General features: G+C 69.6%; 15 protein-coding genes. 10 read left to right on the top strand and 5 right to left on the bottom strand.

All coding sequences use genetic code 11. The features are described 5' to 3' along the window. Positions 1-46: 46 nt before the first annotated feature. The gene (locus tag ABZ267_RS00705) at positions 47-457 is read right to left on the bottom strand and encodes a DUF4328 domain-containing protein (protein WP_356899697.1); all 411 of its coding nucleotides are present in this window, start codon (positions 455-457) and stop codon (positions 47-49) included. Between the two features lie 80 nt (positions 458-537). Beyond that, entirely contained in the window at positions 538-2,148 is a 1,611-nt protein-coding gene (locus ABZ267_RS00700) for a family 20 glycosylhydrolase (protein WP_356755847.1), read from the bottom strand. Between the two features lie 405 nt (positions 2,149-2,553). On the opposite strand from ABZ267_RS00700, the gene ABZ267_RS00695 reads away from it, so the two are divergent. From ABZ267_RS00695 to ABZ267_RS00650, 10 genes are all read left to right on the top strand, one after another. Then, positions 2,554-3,177 carry a 2-oxo-4-hydroxy-4-carboxy-5-ureidoimidazoline decarboxylase gene (locus ABZ267_RS00695; RefSeq protein ID WP_356755849.1) on the top strand — a complete coding sequence of 208 codons (624 nt, stop codon included), beginning with the start codon at positions 2,554-2,556 and terminating at the stop codon, positions 3,175-3,177. Positions 3,178-3,404: 227 nt separating this feature from the next. Beyond that, entirely contained in the window at positions 3,405-3,785 is a 381-nt protein-coding gene (gene sdhC, locus ABZ267_RS00690; protein WP_073740310.1) for a succinate dehydrogenase, cytochrome b556 subunit, read from the top strand. Between the two features lie 5 nt (positions 3,786-3,790). Next, positions 3,791-4,273, top strand: coding sequence for a succinate dehydrogenase hydrophobic membrane anchor subunit (locus ABZ267_RS00685; RefSeq protein ID WP_356755850.1), 483 nt, complete (start codon positions 3,791-3,793; stop codon positions 4,271-4,273). A gap of 30 nt (positions 4,274-4,303) precedes the next feature. Further along, positions 4,304-6,058, top strand: a complete 1,755-nt coding sequence (gene sdhA, locus ABZ267_RS00680) for a succinate dehydrogenase flavoprotein subunit (RefSeq protein ID WP_356755852.1) — start codon at positions 4,304-4,306, stop codon at positions 6,056-6,058. Then, entirely contained in the window at positions 6,058-6,834 is a 777-nt protein-coding gene (locus ABZ267_RS00675) for a succinate dehydrogenase iron-sulfur subunit (RefSeq protein WP_356755854.1), read from the top strand. Before sdhA ends, ABZ267_RS00675 begins: the two co-directional genes overlap by 1 nt. A 149-nt stretch (positions 6,835-6,983) precedes the next feature. Continuing rightward, on the top strand, positions 6,984-7,604 hold the full coding sequence (locus ABZ267_RS00670) for a hypothetical protein (RefSeq protein ID WP_356363298.1): 621 nt from the start codon (positions 6,984-6,986) through the stop codon (positions 7,602-7,604). Positions 7,605-7,651: 47 nt separating this feature from the next. Beyond that, positions 7,652-8,275: a hypothetical protein gene (locus tag ABZ267_RS00665; protein WP_356755856.1), complete on the top strand. Its 624-nt coding sequence runs from the start codon at positions 7,652-7,654 to the stop codon at positions 8,273-8,275. Positions 8,276-8,370: 95 nt separating this feature from the next. Continuing rightward, on the top strand, positions 8,371-8,811 hold the full coding sequence (locus tag ABZ267_RS00660; RefSeq protein WP_356755858.1) for a hypothetical protein: 441 nt from the start codon (positions 8,371-8,373) through the stop codon (positions 8,809-8,811). Continuing rightward, positions 8,778-9,239 carry a DCC1-like thiol-disulfide oxidoreductase family protein gene (locus ABZ267_RS00655; RefSeq protein ID WP_356755860.1) on the top strand — a complete coding sequence of 154 codons (462 nt, stop codon included), beginning with the start codon at positions 8,778-8,780 and terminating at the stop codon, positions 9,237-9,239. Before ABZ267_RS00660 ends, ABZ267_RS00655 begins: the two co-directional genes overlap by 34 nt. Positions 9,240-9,249: 10 nt before the next feature. After that, entirely contained in the window at positions 9,250-10,023 is a 774-nt protein-coding gene (locus tag ABZ267_RS00650; RefSeq protein ID WP_356755862.1) for a TetR family transcriptional regulator, read from the top strand. A 21-nt stretch (positions 10,024-10,044) separates the two neighbouring features. Here the strand turns inward: ABZ267_RS00650 and ABZ267_RS00645 are convergent, their stop codons facing one another. From ABZ267_RS00645 to ABZ267_RS00635, 3 genes are all read right to left on the bottom strand, one after another. Continuing rightward, complete coding sequence (locus ABZ267_RS00645) at positions 10,045-11,598, bottom strand: ABC transporter substrate-binding protein (RefSeq protein ID WP_356755863.1); 1,554 nt, start codon at positions 11,596-11,598, stop codon at positions 10,045-10,047. Positions 11,599-11,876: 278 nt separating this feature from the next. After that, the gene (locus tag ABZ267_RS00640; protein WP_356755904.1) at positions 11,877-13,253 is read right to left on the bottom strand and encodes a metallophosphoesterase; all 1,377 of its coding nucleotides are present in this window, start codon (positions 13,251-13,253) and stop codon (positions 11,877-11,879) included. A 30-nt stretch (positions 13,254-13,283) separates the two neighbouring features. Further along, a complete protein-coding gene (locus tag ABZ267_RS00635; RefSeq protein WP_356755865.1) occupies positions 13,284-13,532 on the bottom strand; it encodes a hypothetical protein in 249 nt (82 codons plus the stop codon). Between the last annotated feature and the right edge of the window lie 82 nt (positions 13,533-13,614).

Here is a 13,614-nt window from a genome sequence, read left to right as displayed (position 1 = left end):
CGCGTACTGCGCCGAATGGCCGAAAAGCGTCACTTCTGAGCGGCTGTCAGCGGTGCGCACCCGGGACCGGCGGCGCGGGAACCAGGGGCTGCGCCGCGCGGTCCACCTGCATCCGGGTCAGGGTGCGGACGAACAGGATCGCCACGACCGCTGAGACGATCTCCAGCGCGTCGGCGCCGGCCAGCAGTCCGAGGCCGTCCGGACCCACCCAGCCTTCGGCCAGGCGATCGGTGATCCGGTCGGTGAGGAGCGACGCGATCCACAGGGCCCACCAGAAGTGGAGCAGCGACCGCGGGACGGCAACCCGGCCGCCCTCCGGGCCGGAGGGAGCGCTGCCCCTCCAGACCCCGTCGGCCACCCGGTAGGGAAACCAGAGGTATGGGCCCTGGCTGGGCCGTGGGCGGCTGGTTCGTCCCCGTGGCCCCCCAGGGCGTGATCTCGGTCGGTGACCTCTCACGTCCTCCTCAGGAGCGCGCGGCCGGCGGACCGTATCAGCTATCCGCAAAGCACACGGCCCGCCGACCGTCCGGGCCGACGTCAGCCCGCGCTGCCCGTCCGAACCGCCAGCTCCTGGAACTGTGCCCAGGTCAGCTCCGGTTTCCGCGGGTCCCACAGCTTCTGCGAGGTCGCGACGAGCGGCATCCTGATGCCGTCGGCCACCTGCTGGGTCGTCTGCGCGTTCGGCAGGTCGCCCCAGACCGCGAACCGGCCACCGAGGATCTGCGGCGAATAGCGCTGCGCCACCGGTTCGGTGCCGCGCAGGACCATCGGGGTCCACTGCTCGTAGATCCGCTTGCCGGTCGGGTAGACGAACTCGTTCGGCTCGCCGAGCACGTAGTACAGGAACTCGTCGTTGAGGTTGAGCATCTTGTAGCCCTCGGCGAGGTACTCCTGCGGCGGCCGGGCGCCGATCTCCTTGCCGGTCCAGTACTCGATCTCGATGTTCTTGGCCGCCTTGACCTTCGAGTCGCGGAAGAGGCCGTCGTTCCACGCCTTGGCGGTGCGGCCCTTGGGCTCGACCACCTCGGCCCGGTCGTTCAGCCAGCCGGTGGCGAGGTCCTCGATGGTGGCGCCCGAGCCGTGCTTCTGCTCGGCGGCCCGCTGGAGCTGCGGATAGGAGGCGGCCGGGTCGCTGACCATCAGCGCCTGGTACTCGTCGGCGCCCAGGTGCCAGTACTTCCCCGGGAACAGGTCGGTGTACTCGTCGAGCAGCTCGTCGATCAGCTTCGCCGCGCCCGGCTTGGAGATGTCGATCGAGCCCGGGGACTCACGGCCCTGCGTGTTGCGGAGCTGGAGGTCGGGATGGGCGCGCAGCACCGCGCCGAGGTGTCCGGGCGAGTCGATCTCGGGGACGACCTCGATGTGCAGGCTGCTGGCGAGGCCGACGATCCGGCGGACCTCGTCCTGGGTGAGGGCCTCGTCGGAGACCACCTCGGGATGGGTCTTCGACTCGATCCGGAACGCCTGGTCGTCGGAGAAGTGCAGGCCGAGCTGGTTGAGCTTGAGGTCGCCCATCTCCCGTATGCGGTCCTCGATCCACTCCGCGCTGTAGTGCTTACGGGCGATGTCGAGGTTGAGCCCGCGCTGCGGCCGGTCCGGCCGGTCGTTGACGACGCCTTCGGGGACGGTCTTGTCGGCCTTGAGCGACTGCTTGAGGGTCCGGGTGCCGTAGAAGACGCCCGACTCGTCGGGGCCGGTGATCCGCACCTTCCGGTCGCGGACGGTGAGCGTGTACGACTCGGCCGGCCCCTGGTCCTTCGCGCCGAGCGCCAGCTCGACGTCACCTTCGCGAGGCGCCTCCGCGCCCCGGTACGGAACCTTCAGCTCCTTGGCGAGCAGTTGGGCCTCGTCGGCGAGCACCTGGCTGCCCTTGGCTATGACGATCGAGCTGTCCTTGCCCGGCTGCCAGCCGGGACCGCGCGCGGCGGTGTGCTCGCGGACCGCCGGGATGGTGCTCGGCGTGGTCGAGAGCGGATAGCTGCGGGACGGCGACGGGGCGGCCGCCGTGGCGGAGGTCCCGGACGGTGAGGCCGCGTCGCGGGAGGGGTGGCTGCCGGAGCCTTCCGGCCAGACGACGACGGTGAGGACGACGGCGGCCGCGGCGGTGACAGCCGCGCCGGTGACGAGGGCACCTCGCGTGGGCGACATCGGTCAGATTCCTCCGGAGTAGAGGCCAGTGGGGGGAGGTGGAGGCGGATGGGTCGAGGGTGCGTGGGGATGGTGAATAGGCTGAAAGGTTGACATTTCTGGCGGTGATCCGCTCACCGAGGACGATCGCGGAGCGTACAGAACGCCGGACGTCGCAGGTCAGAGGGTCGTCAAACGTTCCGAAACTCTCCCGTTCGGGTGATTTTCGGCCGATCCCCCGGACGGCCCCCGACGGATCTCGCTAGCGTTGCGGCACATTCATCCCTCTCTTCACTTCCACCCCGAGAACACCTCCGCTTCCACCCGGGACCGTCACACCCCCACCCCGCGGCCGTCCCGGTTTCACCCCGCGTTCGTCCCCGTCGGGCAACCTCGTTGCCCTCCTGCCCGTCTTCCGGGACACAGATGTCATTGATCGAGGAGTCCACGCTGTCCAGGTCCAGCGAGTCCCCCGCCGGCCTGCCCGAGCAGTCCGCGCCGCCGGCCCGGCCCTCCGCCATACCCGTGCAGCTCCGCCGCCCGCCGCAGGTCAGCGGCGTAGCCGGAGTGTCCGCCGCCACACCGGCGGCCGGTCTCGCCCGGTTCAACGAGTCGCCCTTCACCACCGCCGAGGCCGCGCTCCTGGAGTGCTGCGGCAGCGGGCGCTGGGCCCACCGGATGGCGGCGCACCGGCCCTTCCACGACCTGGCGTCCCTGCTGGCCGCCTCCGACGAGGCCGGGTACGACCTGGGGCCCCGGGACATCGCGGAGGCGCTCGCCGCCGAGCCCGCACCGTGCCTGCACCACGACGCGCCGCGCGCCGCGCACCTGGCACTGCAGGCCGCGCACGCGGCGTACGAGAGCAGATTCGGCCATTCCTTCGTGATCTGCCTCGACGCCTGCCCGCCCTCGCAGGCCGTGGACCAGGTCCTGGCCTCCATCCGGGTCAGGCTGACGCACGAGGTGGACGAGGAGCGGGCCCAGGCCGCCGACGAACTGCGGCGACTCGCCCGGAGCCGGCTGGTCGAGCTGGTGACCGAGGGCTGGTGACCCGGGCGGCGGCAGGCCGCCCGGGGCCTCGGGGCCCGCGTCCCGGATGGACGCCCTCTAGCCCGTACGTGCCTGTTTGATTGCCACTTTGATCACACCAGAGGCCCCGGCGGATACGAACCGACAATGCGTCGCTACGATGGCCAGGGCCGGTGGACCGTACCCGGCCGGGTCAGACCGACAGTCAAGCCGGCCGACCCCAATCCCCGCTCCCGGAGGGTTCTTCCGTGCCGGCTGGAACGCTGTACCGCGGCCGGGAAGGCATGTGGTCCTGGGTGGCTCATCGAGTCACCGGTGTCCTCATTTTCTTCTTCCTGTTCGTACATGTCCTGGACACCGCTCTCGTCCGCGTCTCTCCCGAGGCCTACGACGATGTCGTGGCCACGTACAAGACGCCGATCGTCGCGCTCCTCGAATACGGCCTCGTGGCCGCGATTCTCTTCCACGCGCTGAACGGTCTCCGGATCATCGCCGTGGACTTCTGGGCCAAGGGCCCGCGACTCCAGAAGCAGATGCTCTGGACCGTGGTGGGCATCTGGATCGTGCTGATGGTCGGGGCCCTGTACCCCGTCCTCGGTCACGCCGTACGCGACGTCTTCGGGAGCTGAGGCCCATGTCCAGCGAGACTTCTTCCGCAGCCGCGATCGGCGACGTCGAAGGCGTGAGCCTGTACGACGTCGACAACCCGGCCCCGGTGATCGAGCCGCCGCGCAAGCGGACCGGCAAGACGCCCAAGGGATCGCGCACCAACTTCGAGATGTACGCCTGGCTCTTCATGCGCCTGTCGGGCATCCTCCTGACCGTCCTCGTCATCGGCCACCTGCTGATCCAGCTGGTGCTCGACGGCGGCGTCTCCAAGATCGGCTTCGCCTTCGTGGCGGGCCGCTGGGCCTCGCCGTTCTGGCAGGCCTGGGACCTCATCATGCTGTGGCTCGCCATGCTCCACGGCGGCAACGGCCTGCGCACGGTCATCAACGACTACGCCGAACGGGACAAGACCCGCTTCTGGCTGAAGATGCTCCTGTACACCGCCACGGTGTTCACCGTCCTGCTGGGCACGCTGGTGATCTTCACCTTCGACCCGAACATCCGCTAGGCGCCGGGACAGAGGGACCAGAGGAAAACCATGCAGATCCACAAGTACGACACCGTCATCGTCGGCGCCGGCGGCGCCGGCATGCGCGCGGCCATCGAGTCGACCAAGCGCAGCCGTACCGCCGTGCTGACGAAGCTCTACCCCACCCGCTCCCACACCGGTGCGGCGCAGGGCGGCATGGCCGCCGCGCTCGCCAACGTGGAGGAGGACAACTGGGAGTGGCACACCTTCGACACGGTCAAGGGCGGTGACTACCTGGTCGACCAGGACGCCGCCGAGATCCTGGCGAAGGAGGCCATCGACGCCGTCCTCGACCTGGAGAAGATGGGCCTGCCGTTCAACCGGACGCCCGAGGGCCGCATCGACCAGCGGCGCTTCGGCGGTCACACCCGCAGCCACGGCGAGGCCCCGGTCCGCCGGTCCTGCTACGCGGCGGACCGCACCGGTCACATGATCCTCCAGACGCTGTACCAGAACTGCGTCAAGGAGGGCGTGGAGTTCTTCAACGAGTTCTACGTCCTGGACCAGCTGATCACCGAGGTCGACGGGGTCAAGAAGTCCGCCGGCGTCGTCGCCTTCGAGCTGGCGACCGGCGAGATCCACGTCTTCCAGGCGAAGTCGGTCATCTACGCCTCCGGCGGCACCGGCAAGTTCTTCAAGGTGACGTCCAACGCGCACACGCTGACCGGTGACGGCCAGGCCGCCTGCTACCGGCGCGGCCTGCCGCTGGAGGACATGGAGTTCTTCCAGTTCCACCCGACGGGCATCTGGCGCATGGGCATCCTGCTGACGGAGGGCGCCCGCGGTGAGGGCGGCATCCTCCGCAACAAGGACGGCGAGCGCTTCATGGAGAAGTACGCGCCCGTCATGAAGGACCTCGCCTCGCGTGACGTCGTCTCGCGCTCCATCTACACGGAGATCCGCGAGGGCCGCGGCTGCGGTCCGGCCGGTGACCACGTCTACCTGGACCTGACGCACCTGCCGCCGGAGCAGCTGGACGCCAAGCTTCCGGACATCACCGAGTTCGCGCGGACCTACCTCGGCATCGAGCCCTACACGGACCCGATCCCGATCCAGCCGACCGCGCACTACGCCATGGGCGGCATCCCGACCAACGTCGAGGGCGAGGTGCTGGCCGACAACACCACCGTCGTGCCGGGCCTGTACGCCGCCGGCGAGGTCGCCTGTGTCTCCGTGCACGGCGCCAACCGCCTGGGCACCAACTCGCTGCTCGACATCAACGTCTTCGGCAAGCGCTCCGGCATCGCGGCCGCCGAGTACGCGGTGAAGAACGACTTCGTCGACCTTCCCGAGAACCCGGCCCAGCTCGTCGCCGACCAGGTGGAGCGGCTGCGCAACTCCACCGGCACCGAGCGCGTGGCGACGCTGCGCCTGGAGCTCCAGGAGTGCATGGACGCCAACGTGATGGTGTTCCGCACCGAGCAGACGATCAAGACGGCGGTCGACAAGATCGCCGAGCTGCGCGAGCGGTACCTCAACGTGTCCATCCAGGACAAGGGCAAGCGGTTCAACACCGACCTGCTGGAGGCCGTCGAGCTGGGCAACCTGCTCGACCTGGCCGAGGTCATGGCGGTCTCCGCGCTCGCCCGCAAGGAGTCCCGCGGCGGTCACTACCGCGAGGACTACCCCAACCGCGACGACGTCAACTTCATGCGCCACACCATGGCGTACCGCGAGGTGGCCGCCGACGGCGCCGAGTCGATCCGGCTCGACTACAAGCCGGTCGTGACGACCCGCTACCAGCCGATGGAGCGTAAGTACTGATGGCTACCCCGACCCTGGACAAGACCGACGGGACCGCGAAGCCCGAAGCCGGCTTCGCCGACTCCCCGTTCATCACCGCCACGTTCCGGATCCGCCGCTTCAACCCCGAGGTGTCGGACGAGGTCCAGTGGCAGGACTTCCAGATCGAGATCGACCCGAAGGAGCGTGTCCTCGACGCCCTTCACAAGATCAAGTGGGAGCTCGACGGAACCCTGACGTTCCGCCGCTCCTGCGCGCACGGCATCTGCGGTTCCGACGCGATGCGGATCAACGGCAAGAACAGGCTCGCCTGCAAGACGCTGATCAAGGACATCAACCCGGACAAGCCGATCATGGTGGAGGCCATCAAGGGCCTCACGGTCCTCAAGGACCTCGTGGTCGACATGGACCCATTCTTCCAGGCGTTCCGCGACGTCATGCCCTTCCTCGTCACCAAGGGGAACGAGCCGACCCGCGAGCGCCTGCAGTCCGCCGAGGACCGCGAGCGGTTCGACGACACCACCAAGTGCATCCTGTGCGCCGCGTGCACGTCCTCGTGCCCGGTGTTCTGGAACGACGGCCAGTACTTCGGCCCGGCGGCGATCGTCGCCGCGCACCGCTTCATCTTCGACTCGCGTGACGAGGCCGGCGAGCAGCGGCTGGAGATCCTCAACGACCGTGACGGCGTGTGGCGTTGCCGTACGACGTTCAACTGCACGGACGCCTGCCCGCGTGGCATCGAGGTCACCAAGGCGATCCAGGAGGTCAAGCGCGCGCTCATCACGCGTCGCTTCTGATCCCCGCGCGTATCCCTGCGCACCACTTTCACGGGCCCCGTCCGCCGTCGTCTTCATGACCTCGGCGGGCGGGGCCCGTTGCTGCGTCCGGGCGATATGGGCGGTACGGTCGTGCCGAGCTGAAAGCCGCGCAGAGAACGGGGATCCCCATGAGCGAGCCGAATCCGTACGCGGGCGACGCGTACAAGTGGGGTCCTCCCCAGCAACAGCCCGGCCACCCGCAGCAGCCAGGCCACCCGCCGACGGTGGCCGACGGTCAGGCGTACGGCTGTCCGCCGCCGGGTGCGACGCCCGCGTACGGCTATCCGCAGCCGCTTCCCGAGTCGGCGACCGAGCCGGGACCGGGCTACGGCTACCCGCACCAGGCGCAGCCGACGATGCCCGGCCAGTACCTCCCGGCGCCGCACGGCATGCCCGGACAGGGCGGTGTCCCGGTGCTGTCCATCGGCGACATCACCGTCATGAGCGACGCGATCGTCACGCCGTCGGGGACGATGCCGCTCAAGGGCGCGGTCTGGACGGCCACCGACATGTCGCGCACCGAGGAGAAGATCCCGGCGCACGCGATCGTGCTGGCGATCGTCTTCGCGCTGTTCTGCCTGATCGGGCTGCTCTTCCTGCTGATGAAGGAGAGGCGGACCGTCGGCTTCGTGCAGGTCACCGTCACCAGCGGCGGCCGCCACCACGGCACGATGATCCCGGCGACGGGCCCGCACACCTTTCCGGGCGTGATGGGCCAGGTCAACCAGGCCCGCTCGATGAGCGCCTGAGCGCCGGGCCGGCGTCATGGCAGGAGTCGGGCGCGCGGTACGGGGAGATGGCCGGGCCGGACCGGGACGGCGCCCCGGAGGCCACCGTGCTGCGGGAGTGGCGGCCGTCCCGCACCGTCGAGCTGGAGAGCCTGATGGCGGAGGAGGGCATGTCCATGCGGGTGGGGGTGCGGGTGCGCGAGCCCCGGACGCCCAGGGAGCTGGAGGTGTCGCTCGACGGACACAATCCGAAGGGCGGTTCGCTGTACCGCTTCTCGGGCCGCGCCAAGGTCGACCTGCGCGCCTGGTGGGCCGCGCTGGAGCAGCCGCTCTCGGCGCCTTTGGCCGCCCGCGCGCCGGTGGTCGGCCGGGCGGTGCACCGGCTCGGCAAAGCCCGCCTCACGGTGACGCCGCGTCCGGCCGAGGACGGCTCCTGGCAGGTCTCCGTCGTGCTGAGCGTGCGCGGGCGGTGGCTGCTGCGGCCGGTCGCGGCGGTGGCGCTGGTCTTCGCCCGCAGGCCGATCGAGCGAGGGTTCCGGGAGGGCGTGGACAGCGCGGCCGAGGAGTGGGCCGAGATGCTGGCGGAGGTGGTGCCGCTGCACGGTGAGGCGCTGCGCGCGGAGATCGCGGACGCGCTGACGGAGCCGCCGGAGCCGGTGGAATCGCCCGAGCCACTGCCCAGGACTCTCTGACAGACACCCTGTAGCCCTTTTCTTGAACATGTTCAAGAAGAGGGCTACAGTCATGCCCACGAGCAGTTTTGAACACGTTCAAAGGAGAGTCGGGCATGGACCTCACCGTGGTCGCGTACGTCCTCTACCTGCTGATCAGCGTGGCGCTCACCATCTGGGTCGCCCGCACTCTCAGCCGTAACGGCCGGGTCTTCCTCGCCGACGTGCTGCACGGGAACGAGAAGCTCGCCGAAGCCGTCAACCACCTGCTGGTGGTGGGCTTCTACCTGGTCAACCTCGGCTTCGTCACGCTCTACCTGAAGAACGCCGACGGGGTCGCGAACGCCCGCGAGCTGTTCGAGGCGCTCTCGGTGAAGGTCGGCGTGGTCCTGCTGGTGCTCGGCGTGATGCACCTGGGCAATGTGTACGTGCTCGGCCGCATCCGGCGCCGCAGCGCACTGGAGCGCGAGCAGACCCCGCCCGTACCGCCGCAGGGCTGGACGAGGCCGGGAGCTCCGGGCCCGTGGGCCGCGCCCGCTCCGACGCCGGGGCAGTGAGCCCGGTGACCGCCGCCGCTCCTGTCCGCCGGCTCACCGTCCTCTACGACGCACGGTGCCCGCTCTGCACGCACCTGCGGCACTGGCTCGGCCGGCAGCGCCAGCTCGTCCCGCTCGACCTCGTACCGGCCGGATCGGTGGAGGCACGGCAGCGGTTCCCGGAGCTGGACCCGGCCTCCACGTACGAGGAGATCACCGTGGTCGGCGACCTCGGGCAGGTCTACCGCGGGACCTCCGCCTGGATCGTCTGCCTGTGGGCGCTGGCCAAGTACCGCTCCAAGGCCCACTGGCTGACCACACCGGCCGGAGCGCCGTTCGCCCGGGGGACCGTGCTCGCCGCGGCGAGGTACCGGGCGGCGACGGCTCCGCGGTGCGGCCCGGCGCAGGCGTGCCCGGTACCGCCAGGTGCTCGGTGGGCTCCCCGCTAACCTTGGGACCGTGGTGAAGGAAGAGAAGAACGTGCAGGAGAACGGGGCCGCGAAGCCCGCCAAGGCGGCCAAGGCGCCGAAGAGCGAGCAGACCCGCACGCTGATTCTCGAAACGGCGCTCCGGCTCTTCGCCGAGCGTGGCTACGACAGGACGACGATGCGGGCCATCGCGCAGGAGGCGGGCGTCTCCACCGGGAACGCCTACTACTACTTCTCCTCCAAGGAGCACCTGGTCCAGGGCTTCTACGACCGCATCGCCGGTGAACACGCGGCGGCGGTGCGGCCCGTCCTGGCGGACGAGGCGGAGCTGGCCGGCCGGATCCGCGGAGTGCTGCTGGTCTGGCTGGAGGTGGCGGAGCCGTACCACCGGTTCGCCGCACAGTTCTTCAAGAACGCGGCCGACCCGGACAGTCCGCTCTCGCCGTTCTCCGACGAGTCGGTGGCGGCCCGGGAGGCGGCGATCGCCATCCACCGCCAGACCCTCGCCGGTTCGGACACCAAGAGCGATCCCGAACTGGCGCCGCTGCTGCCCGAGTTGCTCTGGCTGATGCAGATGGGGCTGGTGCTGTTCTGGGTGTACGACCGCTCGCCGGGCGCGGAGCGCAGCCGGCGGCTCGTCGAGCGCACCGCGCCGATCGCCGCACGCGCGATCGGGCTCTCCCGCTTCCGCGTGCTGCGACCGCTCGTACGGCAGGTTCACGCACTGCTGGCGGAGTTCATGCCGGGCGGCGAGACTCCGGCCTCCGCCGCTTCGGACGGGACGCGGCCCGGGGCGGCCGGCTGACCGGCCGTCCCGGGTGGCGCGTCAGATCCAGCTGAGCTCCCACAGGCGCCAGAAGCCGGTGCCGTCGGAGAGGTACTGGGAGCCGGCGACGTCCGACTTGGCGACGACGTAGTCCTTCTTCTGCCAGAGCGGCAGCAGCGGCACGTCCTCGCCGACCAGCTTCTGCATCTCCTTGAAGTCGTTGGAGGTGCGGCCGCGGTCGCTGAACTGCTGCGTGGCGGCGATCAGCTTGTCCATCTTCTTGCTGGAGTAGCCGCTGTGCAGGACGTTGCCGGTGCCGACGAGCGGCTGGCTGAAGGTGTCGGGGTCCGGGAAGTCGGGGAACCAGCCGACGGTGTACATGTCGTACTCACCGGCCGCGTAACCCTTCTGGTACCGCGTCCACTCCACCGCCTTGACCGAGACCTCGAAGAGGCCGTCCTTCTCCAGCTGGCGCCGTAGCTCGGCGGTCTCCTTGGTGTACATGTCGCCTTCGCGGTAGGCGAAGTTGACGGCCACCGGCGTCTGGAGCCCGGCCTCGGCGAGGAGCTTCTTGGCGCGCTTGGGGTCGGAGGAGGGGTAGGCGTCGAAGAACGGGGTGCTGTGCCCGATGTAGCCGGTCGGGATCAGCGAGTACAGCGGCTCGACCGTGCCCTGGTAGACCTTGCTGACCAGCGGGCCCCGGTCCAGGAGTGCGGCGACGGCCTGGCGGACCTTCTTCTCGCCGAACGGCGAGTCCTTGCGGGTGTTGAAGATGATGTTGCGGATCTCGGCGCTGGCCGCCTCGGTCACGCGCAGCTCCGGATCACCCTCGTCCAGCTCCGCGAGCTTGGAGGACGGCAGCTGGCGGTGGGCGATGTCGACCTCGCCGTTGTTCCAGGCCGCCAGCAGGTCCTCGGAGGCCGTGAAGTAGCGGATGTCGACCGCTTCGCCGATCTTCTTGAGCGCGCCCTTGTACTTGAGGTTCGGGACCAGCTCGGCGCGGGCGTTCGGCTCGTACGAGTTGAGGACGTACGGGCCGGAGCCGTCGACCTGGTTGCCCTTGCGGAGCTCGTCCTTCGGGTACTTGGTCGAGTCGACGATCGCCGCCGCGCCGGTGGCGAGCTTCTGCGGGAAGGTCGCGTCCTTGCCGGACAGGTTGAACGTGATCGTGCGGCCCTCGGTGGTGACCGTGTCGAGCGTCGGGAAGAGACCCGAGGGGCCGACGTCCGACTTGATCGCGAAGATCCGGTCGAAGGAGTGCTTGACGTCCTCGGCGGTGATCTTCCGGCCGTTGGAGAAGGTCAGGTCGTCCCGGAGCTTGCACTGGTACGTCTGGAGCTTCTGGCCGACGAACGCGCAGCTCTCCGCGGCGTCCGGCTCCGGCACGATGGCGCCCGGCTTGAAGGTCATCAGCGACTGGTAGATGTTGCTGTAGATCGCCCAGGAACCCGCGTCGTACGCGCCGGCCGGGTCCAGCGAGGTCACGATGTCCGATGTCCCGACCGTGATCGCGTCGGTCTTCCCCTCCCCTGAGGGGAGCAGTTGCCAGGCGCCGACGCCTGCGATGACCAAAACCGCGAGAATCGCGAGAATCCGTACCCGGACCGACCGCATTGCCGTGCTCTCCCTTACCAGCCCCACCACGGCAGTTGCGCTCAGACACGCACATTGCCGCACGTTCGCGCTTACCCAATCACACGATTTTCACATCTGGAAGAGTAAATGGGGCACTCACAGCCTTTTGTTGGACACGTTCGACTCGGCGTGTCCGAAAAGGCTGTTTCCCGCCTCTCACCTGCGACTTTACGTAGCGGAGCGTGACGTTACGGTTCGGTTTAGTTGAAGATCGCATGATCGCAACCGCAACGCCCGCACACATGAGGGGCGGGGATTCAGGCCTGGCGCGAGGCGAGTTCGACGACGGTGATGTCGGCCGGAGCGCCGACCCGTACCGGCGGGCCCCAGGCGCCCGCGCCGCGCGAGACGAACAGCTGCGTGTCGCCGTACTGTTCGAGCCCGGCGACCGTCGGGTTGGCCAGCTCGGCGAGGTAGTTGCCCGGCCAGAGCTGTCCGCCGTGGGTGTGGCCGGAGAGCTGGAGGTCGACGCCGTGCTCGACGGCGTCGTGGATGACGACGGGCTGGTGCGCGAGGAGGACGGCGGCCCGCGAGCGGTCCCGGTCGCCGAGCGCGCGGACGAAGTCAGGACCCTGGCCCTCGGTCTCGCCGGCGATGTCGTTAACCCCGGCCAGGTCGAACCCGCCCATCTCCACCCGGGCGTTCTCCAGCGGGATCAGGCCCAGCTCGCGGACATGGTTCACCCACTGCTCGGCGCCGGAGAAGTACTCGTGGTTGCCGGTGACGAAGAAGCTGCCGTGCCGGGCCCGCAGCCCGGCCAGCGGTTCGGCGGCGGAGCCGAGGTCGGCCACGGAGCCGTCGACGAGGTCACCGACCACGGCGACCAGGTCGGGCGAGGTGGAGTTGATCGTGTCGACGATGCGCCGGGTGTGGGCGCGGCCGAGGATCGGGCCGATGTGGATGTCGCTGACCACGGCGATCCGGAAGCCGTGGGCCGCGCGCGGCAGTTTGGCCAGCGGCACGGTGACGCGCTGGACGCTCGGCCCGCGCAGCACGTCGGCCGTCCCGTACCCGACGGTGGCGAGGCCCGCGGCGGCTGCCGCGCCGCCGACGACCCGGGAGACGAAGAGGCGGCGGGAGGGCAGGGCGACGGCCGGGGCAGGTGTGCGGTCGGCCGGTTCCGGTTCCGGTTCCGGTTCCGGTTCGGTGGGCGAGGTGGTCGCGGAGGCCGGATCGGCCGAGGTGGTGAGGGTGTCCGGCCCTGCCGGAACGAGTTCTTCCGTACGGGAGTGGGTTCCGCTTGTCGTTGTCGCAGCGGCCTCCTGCGGCAGCGCGACGGCGGTCGGGGCGCCGGCGCTACGGGCGGCGGCCGACGCGTCGCGCTTGGCGAGCAGGCGGGTCAGGAGCGGGCGGACGACCTCGCCCACGAGCAGGGCCAGCGTCAGGTACATCAGGCAGGCCAGCCACAGGAAGCCGGGCCAGGCCAGCACCTGCTGGAGCCAGAAGGGCGCGCCTGTCCGGCCGGAGGTCATGGCGCCGACGCTCAGGAGCGGCAGCACGAAGGCGGCGACGGTGCCCACCTTGCGCAGTGTGCTGCCCGGTGCCGTCGTGTCACCGACGAACCGGCGCCACACATAGCGGTGCACGCTCGCGAGCAACGCCAGCACCACGAGCGCCACCAGGACGAAGACCACTGCTGCCATCCGTGCCTACCCACGTTCTTCTCATCGTGCGCGCTCGTCGCGCAAAGCCCGGACGCCACGCAACCCGATCGCGCCGACCACCGTCCCCAGAAGAAAGGACGTGATGGCGAGCAGCAGGTGGACCCAGAAGTACCCGGTCGGCTCACCCGCGTCGTCGAACGCGAGCCCGCTGCCGTCCTGCCACAGGTTCTTGACGAAAGTGATCCAGATGAACCAGCTCCACACCCCGAAGACGAGCAGGAACCAGGAGGCGGGGCGGCTGAGCTTCATGGGTCCAGTATCGCCGCCGCCGTCCGGGGCCCTCGCCCGGGGTGGCGTCCGAAAGGAGCAGTCCCGGCCACCACTCCGGCGG

Source organism: Streptomyces sp. NPDC006174, from assembly GCF_040614075.1.
Classification (GTDB): domain Bacteria; phylum Actinomycetota; class Actinomycetes; order Streptomycetales; family Streptomycetaceae; genus Streptomyces.
The sequence above is the reverse complement of the archived record's forward strand: the minus strand, read 5'-3'. Positions and strand labels throughout refer to the sequence as shown.

Bases quoted from the DNA above. Each gene is read 5' to 3' on its own strand.
- ABZ267_RS00685 (WP_356755850.1), top strand. From the start codon at position 3,791: ATGTCCAGCGAGACTTCTTCCGCAGCCGCGATCGGCGACGTCGAAGGC.
- ABZ267_RS00645 (WP_356755863.1), bottom strand. From the start codon at position 11,598: ATGCGGTCGGTCCGGGTACGGATTCTCGCGATTCTCGCGGTTTTGGTC.
- ABZ267_RS00675 (WP_356755854.1), top strand. From the start codon at position 6,058: ATGGCTACCCCGACCCTGGACAAGACCGACGGGACCGCGAAGCCCGAA.
- ABZ267_RS00695 (WP_356755849.1), top strand. From the start codon at position 2,554: ATGTCATTGATCGAGGAGTCCACGCTGTCCAGGTCCAGCGAGTCCCCC.
- ABZ267_RS00660 (WP_356755858.1), top strand. From the start codon at position 8,371: ATGGACCTCACCGTGGTCGCGTACGTCCTCTACCTGCTGATCAGCGTG.
- ABZ267_RS00635 (WP_356755865.1), bottom strand. From the start codon at position 13,532: ATGAAGCTCAGCCGCCCCGCCTCCTGGTTCCTGCTCGTCTTCGGGGTG.
- ABZ267_RS00700 (WP_356755847.1), bottom strand. From the start codon at position 2,148: ATGTCGCCCACGCGAGGTGCCCTCGTCACCGGCGCGGCTGTCACCGCC.
- ABZ267_RS00670 (WP_356363298.1), top strand. From the start codon at position 6,984: ATGAGCGAGCCGAATCCGTACGCGGGCGACGCGTACAAGTGGGGTCCT.
- ABZ267_RS00665 (WP_356755856.1), top strand. From the start codon at position 7,652: ATGGCCGGGCCGGACCGGGACGGCGCCCCGGAGGCCACCGTGCTGCGG.
- sdhA (WP_356755852.1), top strand. From the start codon at position 4,304: ATGCAGATCCACAAGTACGACACCGTCATCGTCGGCGCCGGCGGCGCC.